The 16,305-nt window shown below is 65.9% G+C and carries 14 protein-coding genes and 2 pseudogenes; 8 read left to right on the top strand and 8 right to left on the bottom strand.

All coding sequences use genetic code 11. The features are described from left to right. The first annotated feature begins 36 nt into the window (after positions 1 to 36). The 3 genes and pseudogenes from WT24_RS08145 to WT24_RS08135 form a co-directional block, all read left to right on the top strand. Positions 37 to 1,119: a MerR family transcriptional regulator gene (locus WT24_RS08145; RefSeq protein WP_060032498.1), complete on the top strand. Its 1,083-nt coding sequence runs from the start codon at positions 37 to 39 to the stop codon at positions 1,117 to 1,119. Further along, positions 1,119 to 1,406 carry a barstar family protein gene (locus WT24_RS08140; RefSeq protein ID WP_060032495.1) on the top strand — a complete coding sequence of 96 codons (288 nt, stop codon included), beginning with the start codon at positions 1,119 to 1,121 and terminating at the stop codon, positions 1,404 to 1,406. The genes WT24_RS08145 and WT24_RS08140 overlap by 1 nt, the downstream gene beginning before the upstream one ends. Positions 1,407 to 1,435: 29 nt before the next feature. Further along, positions 1,436 to 1,705: pseudogene (locus tag WT24_RS08135) on the top strand (GNAT family N-acetyltransferase); the annotation flags it as partial. 25 nt (positions 1,706 to 1,730) lie between these two features. On the opposite strand, the gene WT24_RS08130 reads toward WT24_RS08135, so the two are convergent. From WT24_RS08130 to WT24_RS08120, 3 genes are all read right to left on the bottom strand, one after another. Beyond that, positions 1,731 to 2,561 carry a peptidyl-prolyl cis-trans isomerase gene (locus WT24_RS08130; RefSeq protein ID WP_059793275.1) on the bottom strand — a complete coding sequence of 277 codons (831 nt, stop codon included), beginning with the start codon at positions 2,559 to 2,561 and terminating at the stop codon, positions 1,731 to 1,733. Between the two features lie 269 nt (positions 2,562 to 2,830). Beyond that, positions 2,831 to 4,765, bottom strand: a complete 1,935-nt coding sequence (locus WT24_RS08125) for an SMP-30/gluconolactonase/LRE family protein (protein WP_060032492.1) — start codon at positions 4,763 to 4,765, stop codon at positions 2,831 to 2,833. A 453-nt stretch (positions 4,766 to 5,218) separates the two neighbouring features. Further along, positions 5,219 to 6,526, bottom strand: a complete 1,308-nt coding sequence (locus WT24_RS08120) for a dicarboxylate/amino acid:cation symporter (RefSeq protein WP_059503589.1) — start codon at positions 6,524 to 6,526, stop codon at positions 5,219 to 5,221. 577 nt (positions 6,527 to 7,103) lie between these two features. Between WT24_RS08120 and WT24_RS08115 the strand changes: the two genes are divergently transcribed. The 5 genes and pseudogenes from WT24_RS08115 (at position 7,104) to WT24_RS08095 (ending at position 11,301) form a co-directional block, all read left to right on the top strand. After that, on the top strand, positions 7,104 to 8,258 hold the full coding sequence (locus WT24_RS08115) for a glycosyltransferase (protein ID WP_060032489.1): 1,155 nt from the start codon (positions 7,104 to 7,106) through the stop codon (positions 8,256 to 8,258). Beyond that, complete coding sequence (locus WT24_RS08110) at positions 8,255 to 8,815, top strand: hypothetical protein (protein WP_059503585.1); 561 nt, start codon at positions 8,255 to 8,257, stop codon at positions 8,813 to 8,815. Before WT24_RS08115 ends, WT24_RS08110 begins: the two co-directional genes overlap by 4 nt. Before the next feature lie 24 nt (positions 8,816 to 8,839). After that, positions 8,840 to 9,571: pseudogene (locus WT24_RS08105) on the top strand (polysaccharide deacetylase family protein); the annotation flags it as partial. Positions 9,572 to 10,324: 753 nt separating this feature from the next. Beyond that, positions 10,325 to 10,942: a LysE family translocator gene (locus tag WT24_RS08100; protein WP_060032486.1), complete on the top strand. Its 618-nt coding sequence runs from the start codon at positions 10,325 to 10,327 to the stop codon at positions 10,940 to 10,942. 110 nt (positions 10,943 to 11,052) lie between these two features. Next, complete coding sequence (locus WT24_RS08095; RefSeq protein WP_059503567.1) at positions 11,053 to 11,301, top strand: hypothetical protein; 249 nt, start codon at positions 11,053 to 11,055, stop codon at positions 11,299 to 11,301. A gap of 131 nt (positions 11,302 to 11,432) precedes the next feature. On the opposite strand, the gene WT24_RS08090 is transcribed toward WT24_RS08095, so the two are convergent. The 5 genes from WT24_RS08090 to WT24_RS08070 form a co-directional block, all read right to left on the bottom strand. Continuing rightward, positions 11,433 to 12,791, bottom strand: coding sequence for an MFS transporter (locus WT24_RS08090; RefSeq protein ID WP_060032483.1), 1,359 nt, complete (start codon positions 12,789 to 12,791; stop codon positions 11,433 to 11,435). Between the two features lie 194 nt (positions 12,792 to 12,985). Continuing rightward, complete coding sequence (gene pcaC, locus WT24_RS08085) at positions 12,986 to 13,372, bottom strand: 4-carboxymuconolactone decarboxylase (RefSeq protein ID WP_006480129.1); 387 nt, start codon at positions 13,370 to 13,372, stop codon at positions 12,986 to 12,988. 10 nt (positions 13,373 to 13,382) lie between these two features. Beyond that, the gene (gene pcaD / locus WT24_RS08080) at positions 13,383 to 14,168 is read right to left on the bottom strand and encodes a 3-oxoadipate enol-lactonase (protein WP_060032480.1); all 786 of its coding nucleotides are present in this window, start codon (positions 14,166 to 14,168) and stop codon (positions 13,383 to 13,385) included. Next, complete coding sequence (locus tag WT24_RS08075; RefSeq protein ID WP_060032477.1) at positions 14,168 to 15,541, bottom strand: 3-carboxy-cis,cis-muconate cycloisomerase; 1,374 nt, start codon at positions 15,539 to 15,541, stop codon at positions 14,168 to 14,170. The genes pcaD and WT24_RS08075 overlap by 1 nt, the downstream gene beginning before the upstream one ends. An 88-nt stretch (positions 15,542 to 15,629) precedes the next feature. Then, positions 15,630 to 16,286 carry a CoA transferase subunit B gene (locus WT24_RS08070; protein WP_059503560.1) on the bottom strand — a complete coding sequence of 219 codons (657 nt, stop codon included), beginning with the start codon at positions 16,284 to 16,286 and terminating at the stop codon, positions 15,630 to 15,632. Positions 16,287 to 16,305: the final 19 nt, after the last annotated feature.

The following is a 16,305-nucleotide window of genomic DNA, read 5'->3' as shown; positions in this document are numbered from 1 at the left end:
GCTGAGCGCAACGAATCGACGGCAAGGAGGTGACGGATGGGTACGGACACACCCCGTTTGAACGCATCGGCCGCCGCCGCGCGGCTCGGCGTCTCGATCAAGGCGCTGCGGCTGTACGAGCGGCAGGGCCTCGTCACGCCGGCACGCACGCCGGCCGGATACCGCACGTACGGCCCGGAAGACCTCGCGCGTGCCGCCGACATCGCGGCGCTGCGCAAGCTCGGCCTCGGGCTCGCGCAAGTGGCGAGCGTCCTCGACGGCGACGCGCGCCATCTCGATGCCGCGCTGGCTGCTCACGAAGCGGCGCTCGATCACGGGATTCGGGCGCTCGTGAGCAAGCTCGACGGCGTGCGCGCGATGCGCGCCGGCCTCACGCGCGGCCGAATGCCGGCCGATGGCGACCTGACGCGGCTGCTCGGCGAAACGGACGCGGGGGTCGCGTTCAGCCTGCCGTGGCCGTGGGGCGGCGAACGGTTCGAGTGTCGCGATATCCGGCCGTTGAACTACATCATCGGTTCGCTGGGGAGCGGCAAGACGCGGCTCGCGCTTCGGCTGGCCGATGCGTTGCCCGGCGCCGTGTTCGTCGGCCTCGATCGGCTGGACGACGATTGCGCCGCGGCATCCGACGCATTGCGCGCCGATCCGGAACTGAAGTCGCGCGTCGACCGCACGTCGGCAGTGCTCGCCGGCAACGGCGCGACGCCGTCGGCGGCGCTGACCGCACTGCTCGTCAGCCTCGAAGCGGAAAGCCCGCGCGTGCGGATCGTCGACATGATCGAACAAGGCCTCGACCGCGCCACGCAACTGGCATTGATCGCGCATCTGCGCGAATGCGCAGCCGCCGGCATGCGGCCGCTGTTCCTGCTGACCCGCTCGACGGCGATCCTCGATCTGTCAGCGGTCGGCCCCGACGAAACCATCCTGTTGTGCCCGGCCAATCACAGCCCGCCTGCGCGCGTGGCGCCTTACCCGGGCGCGCCGGGGTATGAAGCCGTGGCCACGTGCCTCGCGACGCCGGAGGTCCGGGAGCGGATTGCGCGGCGGCCGGAAGCGCGCGCCGTCATGCTTCGTGCGGAGCAGGAAATGAATACTTCGCGACCTGCCTGTCGGAGAATGTGATGGCGCGCGACGAAAGGGTAGAAATCGAACTCGGCGATATCGGATCGACCGAACAGTTGCACGTACGACTGATGAAGATGTTGAATTTCCCGGATTGGTATGGACGAAACTGGAATGCGTTCTGGGACGCCATTACCGCGCTGGTCGATATGCCGCTCGTTCTTCGGCTGAAAGGCTGGTCGGAATTCGAGCGCCACTTTCCCCGCGATGCGAAGCTGATGCGCAACTGCCTGGAGGACATGGCCCGGCAATATCCGGCCTCCGCATCCCGTGTCGAGTACGACTGATCGAACTCGCCGCGAGCCGCAGGATCGCGATCGTCTGCGAAGGCGCCGACGCCATCGGCCTGCTGAAGGTGACGCGCGCGGCCGGCGAATGGCACGTCCATCAGATCCATCCCGCGCGCCAGCGGCAGGGAATCGGCGAAGCCGTACTGCACGCGCTGCTGACCGACGCCACGCATGCGCGCGTGCCGGTATCGCTCAGCGTGCTGCACGGCAACCCGGCACGGCGGCTCTACGAGCGACTCGGCTTTCGCGTCGCATCGGAAACCGACACGAGCGCGAACATGATCTGGCGCGCGTGACGCCCCGTGCTTCGACGCCGTCGCATTATTGCGTGATCTTCGCGTCCTTCAGCAGATTGCCGATCATCTGCGCACTCGCCTTCTCGGCCGCGATCGCCTGCAACTGCTGCCGAAGCGTCGGCTTCACGGTTTCGAAACCCGGCACCTGCGTCGGCCGCTTCGCATCCAGCTTCACGATCGCCCGCACGCCATCGACCGGAATCGAATCCTTCGTCACCGCGCCGACCGTCAATTTCTCGAGCGCCTGCGCGACCGGCAGCGGCAACCCGGCCGTCCTGCCTTCCGCCGCCGGCGTGTTGAAGCTCACCCACGGCAGCTCGCCGCCGGTATCCCGGCTCGGCGCCATGCTGTACTGGCGCGCCAGCCCGTCGAACGACTTGCCCGCTTTCAGCTCGCTCAGCACGGTCGCCGCCGCGACCGGATCCTTGACGACAATCACGCGCGGCTTGTATTCATTCTTGCCGAGCGCGGCGACGAGCTCGTCGTAGCGGGCCTTGACCTGCTCGTCGGTCACCGGTTCCGGCTTCACGTTGTCGCGCAGGTACAGTTGCACCTCGGCCGTCACCTTCGCCTGCTGCATCGCCGCCTTGACCTCGGGCTTGTCCGCGTAGTTCGCCTTTTCGGCCGCCTGCTGAACCAGCACGCGCGTGATCAACTGGTTCTTGATCGCCTGACGGATCTGCGGCGAATCGGGCTGCCCGGACGCGCGCAGCAGCGTATCGACGTCGGTCTGCGTGATCGGCGTGCCGTTGACGGTCGCGACGGTCGCCGCCGTCTGTGCATGAGCAGGGCCGCCCAGTGCGCCGGCCAGCGCGACGATCGTCAACAGGCGGTACGGTGTCGTTTTCATTTTCATCGGGTTGTCGCTTCGAGCATAAGAAGCGCGGCAGGCAGCCGCCGCGCCCGTTCATCGGACACGCCCGCGCAGCATCCGCGGGTGCCGCCGTCATTGTGCACGGAACCGCATTGGTGCGTCGGGAGGTTGAGCCGGCCGACGCGGCGCGGCGCGCATCGCGCGCACCGTCGATTGCATGCGCATTGCGCAACAATCCCGCAAGAAAGTCGATCTATTCGCGACTTCGCGCGTGTACGGCCGCCGCTCGACGCGGCCGCACGTTCAGCCCGTCAAGGCGTCCACCGATACACGGTGATGCTGTTCCCCTTCACGTTGTTCTTCATCACCACGTACTCGCCGTTGGACCGACGGTATGCCCGGATGCTGTACATCGCATCGATCGCGCTGCTGGTGTCGACGGTCGCGGGGCTCGTGTTGACCAGCGTCGTATCGAGATTGCCGGTGGTCAGATTGAACGCGTCGACGTTCGGCCACAGCGGCCCGCTGCTGCTGAACCAGTAGCCGACGAACAGGTGGTTGCCCGCCGCGTCGATCGACTTCGCGCCGCTGTGCGGCAGCGTGATCACCGGGTCCGGCTTCGTCGTATTGCCCGCGCGCCAGCCGTGATACACCTCGATGCGCGTGCCGATCGACGTCCAGTCGTTGCTGCCGAGCGCGCCCTGCGCGAGCACCATCGTGTCGCTGTCCGCGAGATAGACGATGCGCGTGAGCGGCTGGATGCTGGCCGGAATGCGGGTCGCGACGCCCGGCCCCCACGACGGCTTGCCGTTCGCGTCGAAGCCGGTCAGCGGGTAATGCGTGATCGCGCCGGTCTTGTCGAGGCCGGCCCATACGCCGCCCTGGCTGTCGAGGCTGAAGCCGCCCGTCACGCGCTGCGTCGTGTTGAACGCCGGGCCCGGAATCGAGCCGTCCGGAATCGCGATGTAACCGTTCGCCGCGTCGAAGTGATAGAAGTAGAAGATCGGCGGATTCTGGCCGGCCGCGACGAGGATCCGGTTCGCGCCGACCGACGTGAGCAATCCGAAGTGTTCGTCGCGCTGCGTATCGCTCATGTTGATGCGCGGGTCCGACGGATACGTGAACGGATCGACGGTGTTCGCGACGAACTTGCCGCCCGCGCTGCCGCTGTATACGTGCGTGCTGCCGTAGAACAGCGCGCCGTCCGTGACCGGGTCCGGCGCGGCGATGCCTTCGAAGTTCAGCGACTGCAGCGTCCAGCGCAGGTTGCCGCTGCTGCCGTACGCATGAATGTCGGTCGCGCCGTTGCGGCCGAGATCCCAGCTGCCGCCCCACGGGTTGTTGAGCACATAGAGGTTGCCGCCGCTGTCCTTGCCGATACCGACGATGCGCGTGAAGCGTTGCGGGCCGACCTGCCCCTTGATGCCCGTCGTCGTGTCGAGATAGCCGCCGCGTACGCCGAACGTGCCGGCCAGCGCGGGCCGGCCCGAGATCGAATAACGCTTGATGTTCTGGTCGGGGCCTTCGTCGCCCACCAGCAGTTGCCCGGCCGCCGCATCGACATACAGCGCCGACGGGTGCGAGCCGGCCGGCATCCGGATCGTATTCAGGAGCGCGCCGGCCGGGCTGAAGCCGACGATCGAGCCCGCATTCTTCTGCGCGACCCACACGTTGCCTGCGCCGTCCACCGCGAGCGCACCCGGCGCCGACACGCCGATGTCCCGCTGCCAAACGCCATCGGTGGTGAACACGCGCACCCGATTGCCGTAGAAGTCGCTCGCATAGAGCAGCGAGCCGGCCGTCGCGAGCCCGGTGACGACATCGATACGCGGCTGGTTGGTCGCCGCGCTGATCTGGATCACGCGGTCGCGATACTTCGTCGCGCGGTTGTAGCGCCCCACCGCGCCGCTGCCGTATGTCTTGCCGGGCTGCAGCGCAACGAACAGCGACGTCGCGTTGCCGGTGATCGCGCTGCCCTGGAATTCCGAATGCGCGCCGATCGAGCCGATGCTCTTACCGTTCTGGTAGATCGCGACGCCGCCTTCATCCTCGTCCCACATCGACGCCGTGTAGATCACGCCTTCGGGCGCGACCCACATCGAACGTGCGACGTTGCCGACGTGGGCGGCGAGCGTGCCGTAGGTATTGGCGATCCAGTCGGTGGTATTGCCCGCGTATCCGGCCGGCGCGATCGTGGCAATCGCGGCGGCGAGCAGCGCGGCCTGAATCGGTTTTCGGGCGACCATGGCGGATGCTCTCCTGAATGGTGGCGTCATGCACATGAAGGGACGGCCGGATGGCTTGAAAACCGGTCACGCGTAAATACTTCCGCTGAATCATCCGGCCCGGTCGGTATTACATCGGGGCGCGCATTCGCCACTCGGCCACGCCGAGCATAACTTCATATAAATCGAAAAAAATTGCGGACCGCCCGAACAGGCGTGTGTCGCCGATGCAGTGAATGTTCACTTACGGTCAGGTTCGATATCGGGAAAATCGGCTTTTTGCCTTCGGGAATAACGCCGCTGAGTCAGGTGCGACGTATCGATATGGCGAAGACGGATATAGCGGAGCGTTGATTCGGCGAATCGGGTAAATCGCCGGATGCGGTCGAGGGAATGACCGGCGGAGCGTGTCGCGCGCCGGCCGGAATCCATGTCGAATCCCGGCCGGCTCACATCAGTTGCCAGGCGAGGACATCATGCGGACGTCGCCGTCTCCCGCACTTGCGCCTGCTCGAGCCCGGCGTCGCCATCCGAATCCGCGTCGTCGCGCGGCTCGCCAAGCTGCCCTTCCCACTTCGCGACCACCGCCGCCGCGATCGAATTGCCGACGGCGTTGGTGGCCGAGCGCCCCATGTCGAGGAACATGTCGACGCCCATGATCAGCAGCAATCCGGCTTCGGGCAGGTTGAACTGGTTGAGCGTCGCCGCGATCACGACCAGCGACGCGCGCGGCACGCCCGCCATCCCCTTCGACGTCACCATCAGCATCAGCAGCATCGTGATCTGCGTGCCGAGCGGCAGATGGATGCCGTACACCTGCGCGATGAACAGCACCGCGAACGTGCAGTACATCATCGAGCCGTCGAGGTTGAACGAATAGCCGATCGGCAGCACGAAGCTCGAGATCTTGCGGTTCACGCCGAAGCGGTCGAGCGCGTCCAGCAGCTTCGGATACGCGGCCTCGGAGCTGGCCGTCGCGAACGACAGCAGGAACGGCTCGCGGATCAGCCGCAGCAGCGTGAACGCACGCTTGCCGAGGAACGTCACGCCGGCCAGCGTCAGCACGGCCCACAGCAGCGCGAGCGCCAGATAGAAGCTCGCCATGAACTTCGCGAACGTGAGCAGGATGCCGAGCCCTTCGGTCGTGATCGTCGACGCCAGCGCCGCGAACACCGCGACCGGCGCGAACCCCATCACCGCACCCGTCACCTTCAGCATCACCTGCGCGAGATCGTCGATCACGGCGGTCAGGCGCTTGCCCGCTTCGCCGAGCGCGGACAGCGCGGTGCCGAAGAAGATCGAGAACACGACGATCTGCAGGATTTCGTTGTTCGCCATCGCCTCGGCGATCGACTTCGGCACCAGATGCACCACGAAATCCTTCAGCGTGAACGCGCCCGTCTTCAGGTTGAGCGCCGCATCGGACGGCGGCAGCGGCAGGCTCAGGTGGCTGCCCGGCTGCAGGAGCGTCGCGGTCAGCAGGCCGAGCAGCAGCGACGTGAACGACGCGATGAAGAACCAGCCGAACGCCTTGACGCCCACGCGGCCCACCGCGCTGCCGTCGCCCATCTGCGCGATGCCGACGGTCAGCGTCGCGAATACCAGCGGCGCGATGATCATCTTGATCAGGCGCAGGAACACATCGGACAGCAACGACACGTAACCGGCGACCTCCTTCGCCATCTTCGGGTCAGGAAACGCGCTATGGCAAGCGTAACCCACGGCGATACCAAGAATCATCGCGACAACGATGTACTTGGTAATGTTGTGCTTCTTTTTCATTAGTGATCCAAATTACAAAGCATGTGTTGCCAACGGCTGGCCAATCATTCGCGTCCGGCTGCGAATCGAAACCCGTGTCGCCATGCGGGCGACCTGTCCGCTTCGGGCGGTCGCCAAGGCGAACAGGGGGGGCATTCTAACGCAAATGGTGCGCCGGCTTTCAAATCTGAAAGCGACATCGGTTGATTTGCGTCCTGGTGTCGCCGCGAAAGGGCTTGTGTCGCGGTCCGGCCAGCTTTCCGCGCGGCCGGATGCCGGGAATTTCACGTTGCGGGGAAGGGCCGGTCGGGATCATCGTGCCGGTCGCGATCGCAAGAGATCGTCACGCACCAGGCGACACGATCCAGCAATCGCGACACATTCGCACAAAGATGCGCAGACCTCGACACTACGCCACGTAAACGATCTGTAATATTTGGAAATGATTCGCGTTGCCGCCATGTCTTGACGTCGACACGCAATCTCGAGCCGGAGACGCGGCATCGCGTTCGCGTCATTGCTTCCGTTCCATCAGGTCGAGTCCTTCATTTCATCAGTAATCCTTTTAAATGAAGGTCGGAGAAACAGCCGCATCGTGATGAACATTCTGTACACCAACTTCCACGGCGATTATGGTGGCGGCCAGGACACCTACGTTCGCGATCTCGCCGTCGCGATGAGCCGCCATCACCGCGTGACCGTGGCGTCGCCGCAAGGCAGCCGCCTGTCGAGACTGTTGAAGGCCAGCCCCGACGTGCGCATCTTCGACATGGAATTCAAGCCGCGCTGGAACCGGCTGTGCCGGGAGATCCTGCGGCTGCATCGATTGATCGTCGCGGAGCGCTTTGACGTGATCCACGTGAACGGGTCCGCCGATCACCGGCAGGTGATGCTGGCGCTGCTCGCGTGCAGGTATCGGCCCGCGGTCGTGCTGACCAAGCACAACACCTATCGCGCCGACAGCTTCGGCAACCAGTTGCGCGCGCGGCTGGCGACCGACCATACGATCGCGGTCAGCGACTACGTCGCGAGCATGCTCGCGCTGCGCTCGCCGTACGGCAACGTCACGGTCGTCAAGCACGGTGTACGCCGGCCGGCTGCCGAACGACTCGCGGCCGACGAGATCCGCCGCCGCAAGATCGCGCTGTTCGGCGCGGCCGGCGCGGATGCGATCGTGCTGGGCAGCAGCGCCGGCACCGCGCCCGAAAAAGGCTGGATGGACCTGATCGCCGCGCTCGGCCGCCTGCCCGAAACCGAACGCGAGCGGTTTCGCGTGCTGCTGGTCGGCGCGGAGCCGTCCGGCGAGCAGCGCGAGCAACTCGCGCGGCACGGCATGGCGTCGCGCACCGCGTTCACCGGACGGCTCGACGATGTGCGGGTGCCGTTCTCGATCATCGACGTGTCGTTCGTGCTGTCGTACCACGAGAGCCTGTCGTATGCGTGCCGCGAAGCGATGTCGCTCGGCTGTCCCGCAATCGTGACGCGCGTGGGCGGGCTGCCCGAGAACGTCGAACCGGGCGTGGACGGCTGGGTCGTCCCGCCGCGCGAGCCCGCGGCGATCGAAGCGATCCTGCGCGCAATCGTGCAGGAACCCGGCTGCGTGCGTGCGATGGGGCGCAGCGCGCGGCTGAAAGGCAAGCGCGAATTCTCGTTCGACGCGTTCGTCGACGCGACCTTGTCCGTCTATCACAAATCGATTCGACACAACCCGTCCCGCTGGCTGACCGCCTTGAGATCGACGAAATGGCAATGAATATCTGGAAGAAGTACTGGGACCTGCGCACGCAGGAATGTCCGTGCGACGTGCACTTCGTCGAATGGCTGGAATCCGTGCGCCTCAAGGGCATCCGCATCTATCACTTCGGTACCGGCGGACACCACCATGTCGGCGTCGAATGCGCGCGACCGCATCTGAACAACACCGTCTTCGGCGTGACGGCGTCGCCGAAGGAATACAAGTCGTATGTCGATCTCGTCACGCGGCAACCCGAGGTGAGCAAGACCTACCTCGCGTATTTCGGCGACATCTATACGAGCAATTCGAGCCTGCTGCCGACGTTCGACGCCGTCACGCTGTTTCATCTGTGCGAGTTCCGCGACGAAACGAACAGCCGCTACGGCGCGAAGACCGACGAAGCGGTGCTCGACCTGTTCGCACGTCATACCGCGCCCAATGGCCACTTGCTGTTCTACAAGGGCTCGTCGGCCTACCGGAAGGCCGAGCCGATCATCGCGCAGTGGGCCGCTCGTGCCGATTTCACCGAGGTCGGCGACTTCAAGACCCTGCGGATTTTCCGCAAGGCCGCGTAACCCCGCTTTCCTGCGATCCGCCCGATGCTTGCGCACACCCCACGCTATCCGATCCTGATGTATCACCAGATCCGCCCGCTGCCGCCGCCGACCGACCGGCTGCGCAGCCTGAGCGTCGCGCCCGACGCATTCCGCCGCCAGATGACGCTGTTCAAGCGGCTCGGCTACCGCGGCCTGAGCGTGCGCGAACTGCAGCCGTACCTGCGCGGGGAGCGGCAGGGCAAGGTCTTCGGCATTTCGTTCGACGACGGCTTTGTCAACGTGCTGACGCATGCGATGCCCGTGCTGGACGCGCTCGGGTTCACCGCGACCTGCTATTTCGTCGCCGGCCGGTTCGGCGGCGCGAACGACTGGGACGCGGGTGCGCCGACCGCGTGCTCGCCGCTGATGACGTGCGCGGACATGCTCGCGTGGCGCGATCACGGCCATGAAATCGGCTCGCATACGCTCGATCACGTCGCGCTGTCGCATGTGTCTGCACCTGTCTCGGCGTTTCAGTTGACCGAATCGAAGCGGCAACTCGAAATGCTGAGCGGCCAATGCGTCGAATCGTTCTGTTATCCGTACGGCGATCTCGACGCACGCGTGCGCGATCAGGTCATCGCCGCCGGTTACGACAATGCGACGACGACCCGGCGCGGATGCGCAGGCGCGACCGACGATCCGTTTCTGTTGCCGCGGATTCCGGTGGTGGGCGGGGTCGGGGCGGTGAGGCTGTGGTTCAAGTGTCTGAAGGGGCGAATAGCGGGGTGCCGATACCCAATTGGTCATTTCGCGCCATACCTCTTACGTTACTGCGAAGCCGCGCGGGCCTTCACATGGACGATCGTTCGATACTTCATTTCCATGACGGTCTTGTTGTTCGACTACACCGGGGTTTCGGTCGGGTCACTCACGATAACGACGTTACAACGGCGGACGTTCCGATGTCCTTGCATGGTAAGCGCTCATTGGAGGCCGTTGTTCAGGCCCGATCGCTCGTCGTCAGTGGAGTGATCTGAGACCGCGGTTCCGAGGCAACCAGCACCATGGCAAAGGCCAGGGGCTGCATCCCTCTTCATTTTCAACTTGTTCGCGAGGCCCTACATCGCAGTCACCGTTCACGCCTCCTCACTCTTCCGTGGACCGTTAGAGAATGACTTTCCAGGCGCCTTCGCGCGGATGAGCCTCAACCGTGAACGGGCGGTAAGCGCCTCCAACGTGGCAACAACGATACAGCGAGCTTGATCAAACTTTGCGTCAGAAGCCCATGCCGGCAAATATTCGCTATCACTTTGTGCGAGTCGAGGCTGGTCGCAGCTTTTGCGCACGGGATGGCAGTCAATTATTCAAAGACAACTTATTGAGACTGCGGACATCTTTTCTGAGAACCAACAGCTTTCGTACGCACCAAGCGATTCAACTCCCTCCCCGTACCGGCAATCGCCCACTCAACTGTACCGGTACTGTACAGAAAACCGTCGCTAAACTGATCTCTATCCCAGCCTCGAACCGAATGGAGAATCCGCGATGGAATTCCTCACCCTCAGCGCGTTGCCCGCCGGCATGCTGTTCGCGCTCGTCACGACGATCACGCCCGGCCCCAACAACACGATGCTGCTCGCGTCCGGCGTCAACTTCGGTTTCCGCCGCACGATGCCACACCTGTTCGGCATCAGCATCGGCGTCGCGATCCTGATGCTCTGCGTCGGCTTCGGCCTCGGCGAAGTGTTCAAGCGCCTGCCGCTGCTGTACACGGTCCTCGAAGCCGCGAGCGTCGCGTACCTGTTGTACCTCGCCTGGCGGATCGGCACGTCCGGCGAAGTGAAGGCGCACGGCGCCAAGCCGCGGCCGATGACGTTCATCGAAGCCGCCGCGTTCCAGTGGGTCAACCCGAAGGCGTGGATGATGGTGCTGACCGCCGCGACGACGATCCGCCTGTCCGCCGACTACGGAATGAACGCCGCGTGGATGTCCGTCGTGTTCATCCTGATCGGCTTCCCGTGCATCTGCCTGTGGGCCGCGTTCGGCCTCGGCCTGCGGCGCTTCCTGTCGAATCCCCGCGCGCTGCGCATCTTCAACGTGACGATGGCCGTGCTGCTGATCCTGTCGCTCTACCCGCTCATCGCGCACCTGCTGCCGCGCTGAGCCCTCGCAAGCCCGCCCGTTGAGCTTCGCGTGATGCAGGCGTACCCTTTCGGTACGGGCGCGTGCAACCGCTTCGGCGGTTGCACCGCTGCTCTGCATGGAGATTGCCGATGAAGCCAATGCTGAAAGCGGGCGAGCACATCGAAGGAATGCACTGGGTCGCCGAGTATCACCCGCTCACGCACGATATCCGCGTGCTGCGCGAGAACATCGAAGTCGGCACGTACTGCGCGCCGCCGACGCTGTTCGGCGACGAGGAAGGGATGGGCGCCGCGAACCACGACGATCATCGCGGCCGGGAAGCCGCGTTGCGCGCGTACCTGCGCAACTTCGTCAAGGAGCATGACGCGGAGGAGTAACGGTGCGACGGCCGAAATGTCGACGGGCCGCGAACGCGGCCCGGTCTGTCGTCGCGCGCCGGTCGGTCTGCGTGCGACCGGCCTGAATCGATCAGGCTTGGGGCCAGTGTATCGCCCGGCCCGAACGTCGCTCAATGCCCGAGCGACTCGATCTTGCCTGCCGGCTGCGCAACGCCATGCGGCCGCGCCATCTGCTTGATCAGCAGCGCAACGCACGCGAGCACGCCCGCGACGGCGATCGTCGCGAACACCCCTGCGAACGAGAAGTGCCGGCGCGTCAGTTCGGCGACGAGGAACGACCCGGCGATCCCGCCGAACCGGCCGACGCCGAGCATCCACGCGACCCCCGTGCCGCGCCCTTCGGTCGGATAGAACGCGGCGGCCAGCGCCGGCATCGACGATTGCGCGGTGTTCATCAGCACGCCGGCCACGAACACGACCAGCACCAGCAGCCCGACGTTGCCGGCCGCCTGCCCGATCGCATACACGCTCACCGCCGTCAGCGCGTAGCACACGGCGATCACGCGATTCGCGTTGAAGCGGTCCATCAGTACGCCGCACAGCACGGCGCCCACACCACCGAGCGGGAACAGCGCCGAGATCAGCGTCGCGCTCTTCGGCGTCAGGCCCGCATCCTTCAGCAAGATCGGCATCCAGTTGATCGACGCGTAGAAGATCACGAGCCCCATGAAGTAGGCGAGCCACAGCATCACCGAGCCGACGATGTACGAGCGCGACAGCACGACGCCGAGGCCCTTGCCGCCGGTCTGCGGCGCGGCTTCGGTCAGCGCGAACGAACCGGCATTCAGCGCGTCCCGCGAGATGCGCGCGAGCGTCGCGCGGATCCTGTCGATGCCCTGGCCGTTCGCAACCATGAAGCGCACCGATTCCGGCATCTTCAGCAACAACAGCACGCCGAGCAGCAGCGGCGTCACGCCGCCGAGGATCAGCACGCTGCGCCAGCCGAAATGCGGAATCATCCACGCGGCCAGGAAACCGCCGAACGCGGCGCCGAGCGGAAAGCCGCAGAACATCAAATTGATCACGGTCGCGCGGCGCTTGTCCGGGCAGAATTCGCCCATCATCGTGACCGCGTTCGGCATCGCGGCGCCGAGCCCGACGCCGGTGACGAAACGCAGGATCGTCAGGTGTCCGATCGTGTTCGAGAACGCGGACATCAGGCACGCGGCGCCGAACAGGAACACCGAGCCGAGCAGCAGCGAACGGCGGCCGAGCCGGTCGGACAGCGGGCCGGACACGAGCGCGCCGCACGCGAGGCCGAACAGCGCGGCGCTGAGCACGGGCGCGAGGTCGGGCTTGGTGAGGTTCCATTCGCCGAGCAGCGACGGCGCGATGAAGCCGATCGCGGCCGTATCGAAGCCGTCGAGCAGCACGATCACGAAACACATGAGGAACACGAGCCATTGAAAGCCGCCGAACGGCTGCTCGTTGATGAAGGTCTGGACATCGACCGCGGGTGCGCGATTCATCGCTAGTCTCCTTTTGTCGGCCGAAACGCGCGCGTCAGCGCCTTCCGGTCCCATGCAACGTTGATATATGCAAGAAGCGCGGCCTCATGGCCGCGCCTTTCCTTCGTTCACGCACCGATTCGCTGCCGGTGCGCGCTTCATCGACGACGGCCCGCCAACCTCGGCGGGCCGCCCGATCGGATCACCGCCGGCCTTTAACCGGCTGCATCTTGCTCCTTGAAGATCTTGTCCGCGAGATGGAACGCGGAATTCGCGGCCGGCACGCCGCAATAGATCGCGGTCTGCAGCAGCACTTCCTTGATCTCGTCGCGCGTCACGCCGTTGTTGCGCGCGGCGCGCAGGTGCAGCGCCAGCTCCTCGCCGCGGTTCAGCGCCACCATCATCGCGATGGTCAGCAGGCTGCGCGTATGGCGCGGCAGCCCGTCGCGGGTCCAGATCTCGCCCCATGCATAGCGTGTGATCAGGTTCTGGAATTCGTCGGTCACCTCGGTGCGGTTCTCGATCGAACGGTCGACGTGCGCGTCGCCGAGCACCGCGCGACGCACCTTCATCCCTGCTTCATAACGTTCCTGGTCATCCATCGCCGGCACCTCACGCAATCAGGAAATCGAGCAGCGCGCGGTTGAAGCCGCCGGTGCATTCGATGTTCGAAATGTGCGCGGCGTCGAATTCGACGTGCAGCGCACCGGGAATCGCGGCGGCAAGCGCGCGGCCCTGGTCGGGCGGCGTCGACATGTCCTTCGCGCCGGTCACGACGAGCACGGGCAACGCGATGCCCTTCACTTCCTCGCGCAGATCGGCCGCGTTCAGCGCGTCGCAGTTGGCCGCGTAGCCGTCCTTGTCGGTATGCACGAAGGTGTCGCGGATCGCATCGAACAGGCGCGGCTCGCGTTCGACGAATGCGTCGGTGAACCAGCGCGGCAGCACGGCGTCGGCGAGCGCGGCCATGCCTTCGGCGCGTGCCTTCTGCGCACGCGGCGCCCACACTTCCGGCGAGCCGATCTTCGCGGCGGTATTCGACAGCACCGCGCGCACGATGCGCGACGGGTAGCGTGCGGCGAGCGCGGCGCCGGTCAGGCCGCCCATCGAAATGCCGCAGAAATGCGCGCACTCGATGCCGACGTGGTCGAGCAGGCCGATCACGTCGCCCGCCAGTTGCTCGATCGTGTACGAGCCGGGCGGCGCGTCGGAGTGGCCGTGGCCGCGGGTGTCGTAGCGCAGGATGTTGAAGTGCTGGGCAAGCGGGCGGATCTGCGGCGCCCACATCTGCAGGTCGGCGCCGAGCGAATTCGAGAAGACGAGCCACGGCGTGTCGTCGCGTGCGGCACGGTCGATCCGGTAATGCAGTTTCACGCCGTTGACAGTGGCGAAAGGCATCAATGTTCTCCTGGTTGTTTCGCACCCGCATGCAGCGCGAGCACGGCATCGACATAGGCCTGCGCCTCGCCGACGTAATGTGCGGGATCGAGCAGCCGCGCGAGCGCGTCGCGCGACAGGTGGGCCGACACGGTCGCATCGGCGGCGAGCACGTCGAACAGCGTCGCCCCGGTGCGCACGGCTTCCTTCGACGCGTGCTCGACGACGTGGTGCGCATCGAGCCGGCCGATGCGGTCGCCGAGCGCGAGCATCACGGCTTCGCCGAGGATCAGCCCGTGCGTGAGATCGAGGTTCGCGGCGAGGCGCTCCGTATTCACGTCGAGGCCCGCGACGATCTGCGCGATCTGCGCAAGCGCGCCGCCCGTCAGGCGCGCGAGATCGGGCAGCGCATCCCATTCGGCCTGCCAGCCGCCGAGCGCGCGCTCGTGCTCCTGCACCATCCCCGCGAACACGGTCGCGACGAGGTTCGGCGCGCGCACCGCGGCCGTCAGCACGGCTGCGCAGCCGACCGGGTTGCGCTTGTGCGGCATCGTCGACGAACCGCCCTTGCCGGCGGCGGCCGGTTCGCCGAGCTCGCCGACTTCGGTCTGCATCTGCAGCGACACGTCGCGTGCGATCTTGCCGAGCGTACCGATCAGCATCCCGAAGCACGACGCGGCTTCCGCGATGCGGTCCCGCTGCGTATGCCACGGCACGGCCGGCAACGCGAGCTTCAGGTCGGCCGCGAGCGCGGCGCTCACGCCGGCCGCGTGTTCGCGCAGGCTCGCGAGCGTGCCGGCGGCGCCGCCGAACTGCAGCACGAGCGCACGTTCGCGCAACTCGGCAAAACGCGCGCGATGGCGCAGCAGCGCATCGAGCCATTGGGCGAACTTCAGCCCGAGCGTAATGGGCAGCGCCTGCTGCAGCCACGTGCGGCCGATCATCGGCGTCGCGCGATGGGCGCGCGCGAGCGCCGCGAGCGACGCACAGGCTTCGTCGAGCATCGGTTCGAGCGCGTCGAGCGTGTCGCGCAACTGCAGCACGGTCGCGGTATCGATGATGTCCTGGCTCGTCGCGCCCCAGTGGACGAACTTCGCGGCCTCGGGGTCGTCGGCCTTCACTTGCGCGGTGAGTTGCTTGACGAGCGGAATCGCGAGATTGCCGCCGAGCGCCGCACCGTGCGCGAGCGCCTCGGCGTCGAGCCGGCCGGCGTCGCACGCGCGTTCGATCGGCGTGACCGCGGCGGCGGGAATCACCTGCTGCGCGGCGAGCGCGCGGGCGAGCGCGGCCTCGACGTCGAGCATTCGCTGGATCGTCGCGCGGGGCGACCAGATCCGGTTGAGCGGCTCGGTGCCGCAGATCAGGGAGGTCAGGCGGGCGCTGTCTTCGAGCATGGCATCGGAATGGGGAAACGGCGTGCGCCTATTGTCTACCCAAGCGTGCCGGCGTGCGCTCGAATGCGCGCACCGGCATGCTTGCCGTTCAGGCGGCGGCCTTCTGAGTCGCGTCGATCAGCGGCACACCGGTCAGCTTCTGCAGCTCGTCGAACGACAGGTCGGTGAAGATCTCGCTCACCGCGAGGCCGTCGGCCGTCACGTCGAGCACCGCGAGATCCGTATAGATGCGGCTCACGCATTGCACGCCGGTGACCGGGTACGAGCACTGCGCGACGATCTTGCTTTCGCCCTGCTTCGTCAGGTGCTCCATCATCACGAACACCTGCTTCGCGCCGATCGCGAGGTCCATCGCGCCGCCGACGGCCGGAATCGCATCGGGCGCGCCCGTATGCCAGTTCGCGAGATCGCCGCCCGCCGACACCTGGAACGCGCCTAGCACGCAGTAGTCGAGGTGGCCGCCGCGCATCATCGCGAACGAATCCGAGTGGTGGAAATAGGCGCCGCCGGTGAGCAGCGTCACGTGCTGCTTGCCGGCGTTGATCAGTTCGTCGTCTTCCTCGCCGGGCGCGGGCGCCGGGCCCATGCCGAGCAGGCCGTTCTCGCTGTGCAGGAAGATTTCCTTGGCCGGATCGAGGTGGTTCGCCACCAGCGTCGGCACGCCGATGCCGAGATTCACGTACGCGCCTTCGGGGATGTCCTGGGCGACGCGCTTGGCCATTTCATCGCGGGTCAGTCGTTTCATGTCGGTTTTCCTCAAGGCG

This window comes from Burkholderia sp. MSMB1078WGS (assembly GCF_001528895.1).
GTDB lineage: Bacteria > Pseudomonadota > Gammaproteobacteria > Burkholderiales > Burkholderiaceae > Burkholderia.
This window is presented reverse-complemented; position numbering and strand designations above follow the sequence as displayed.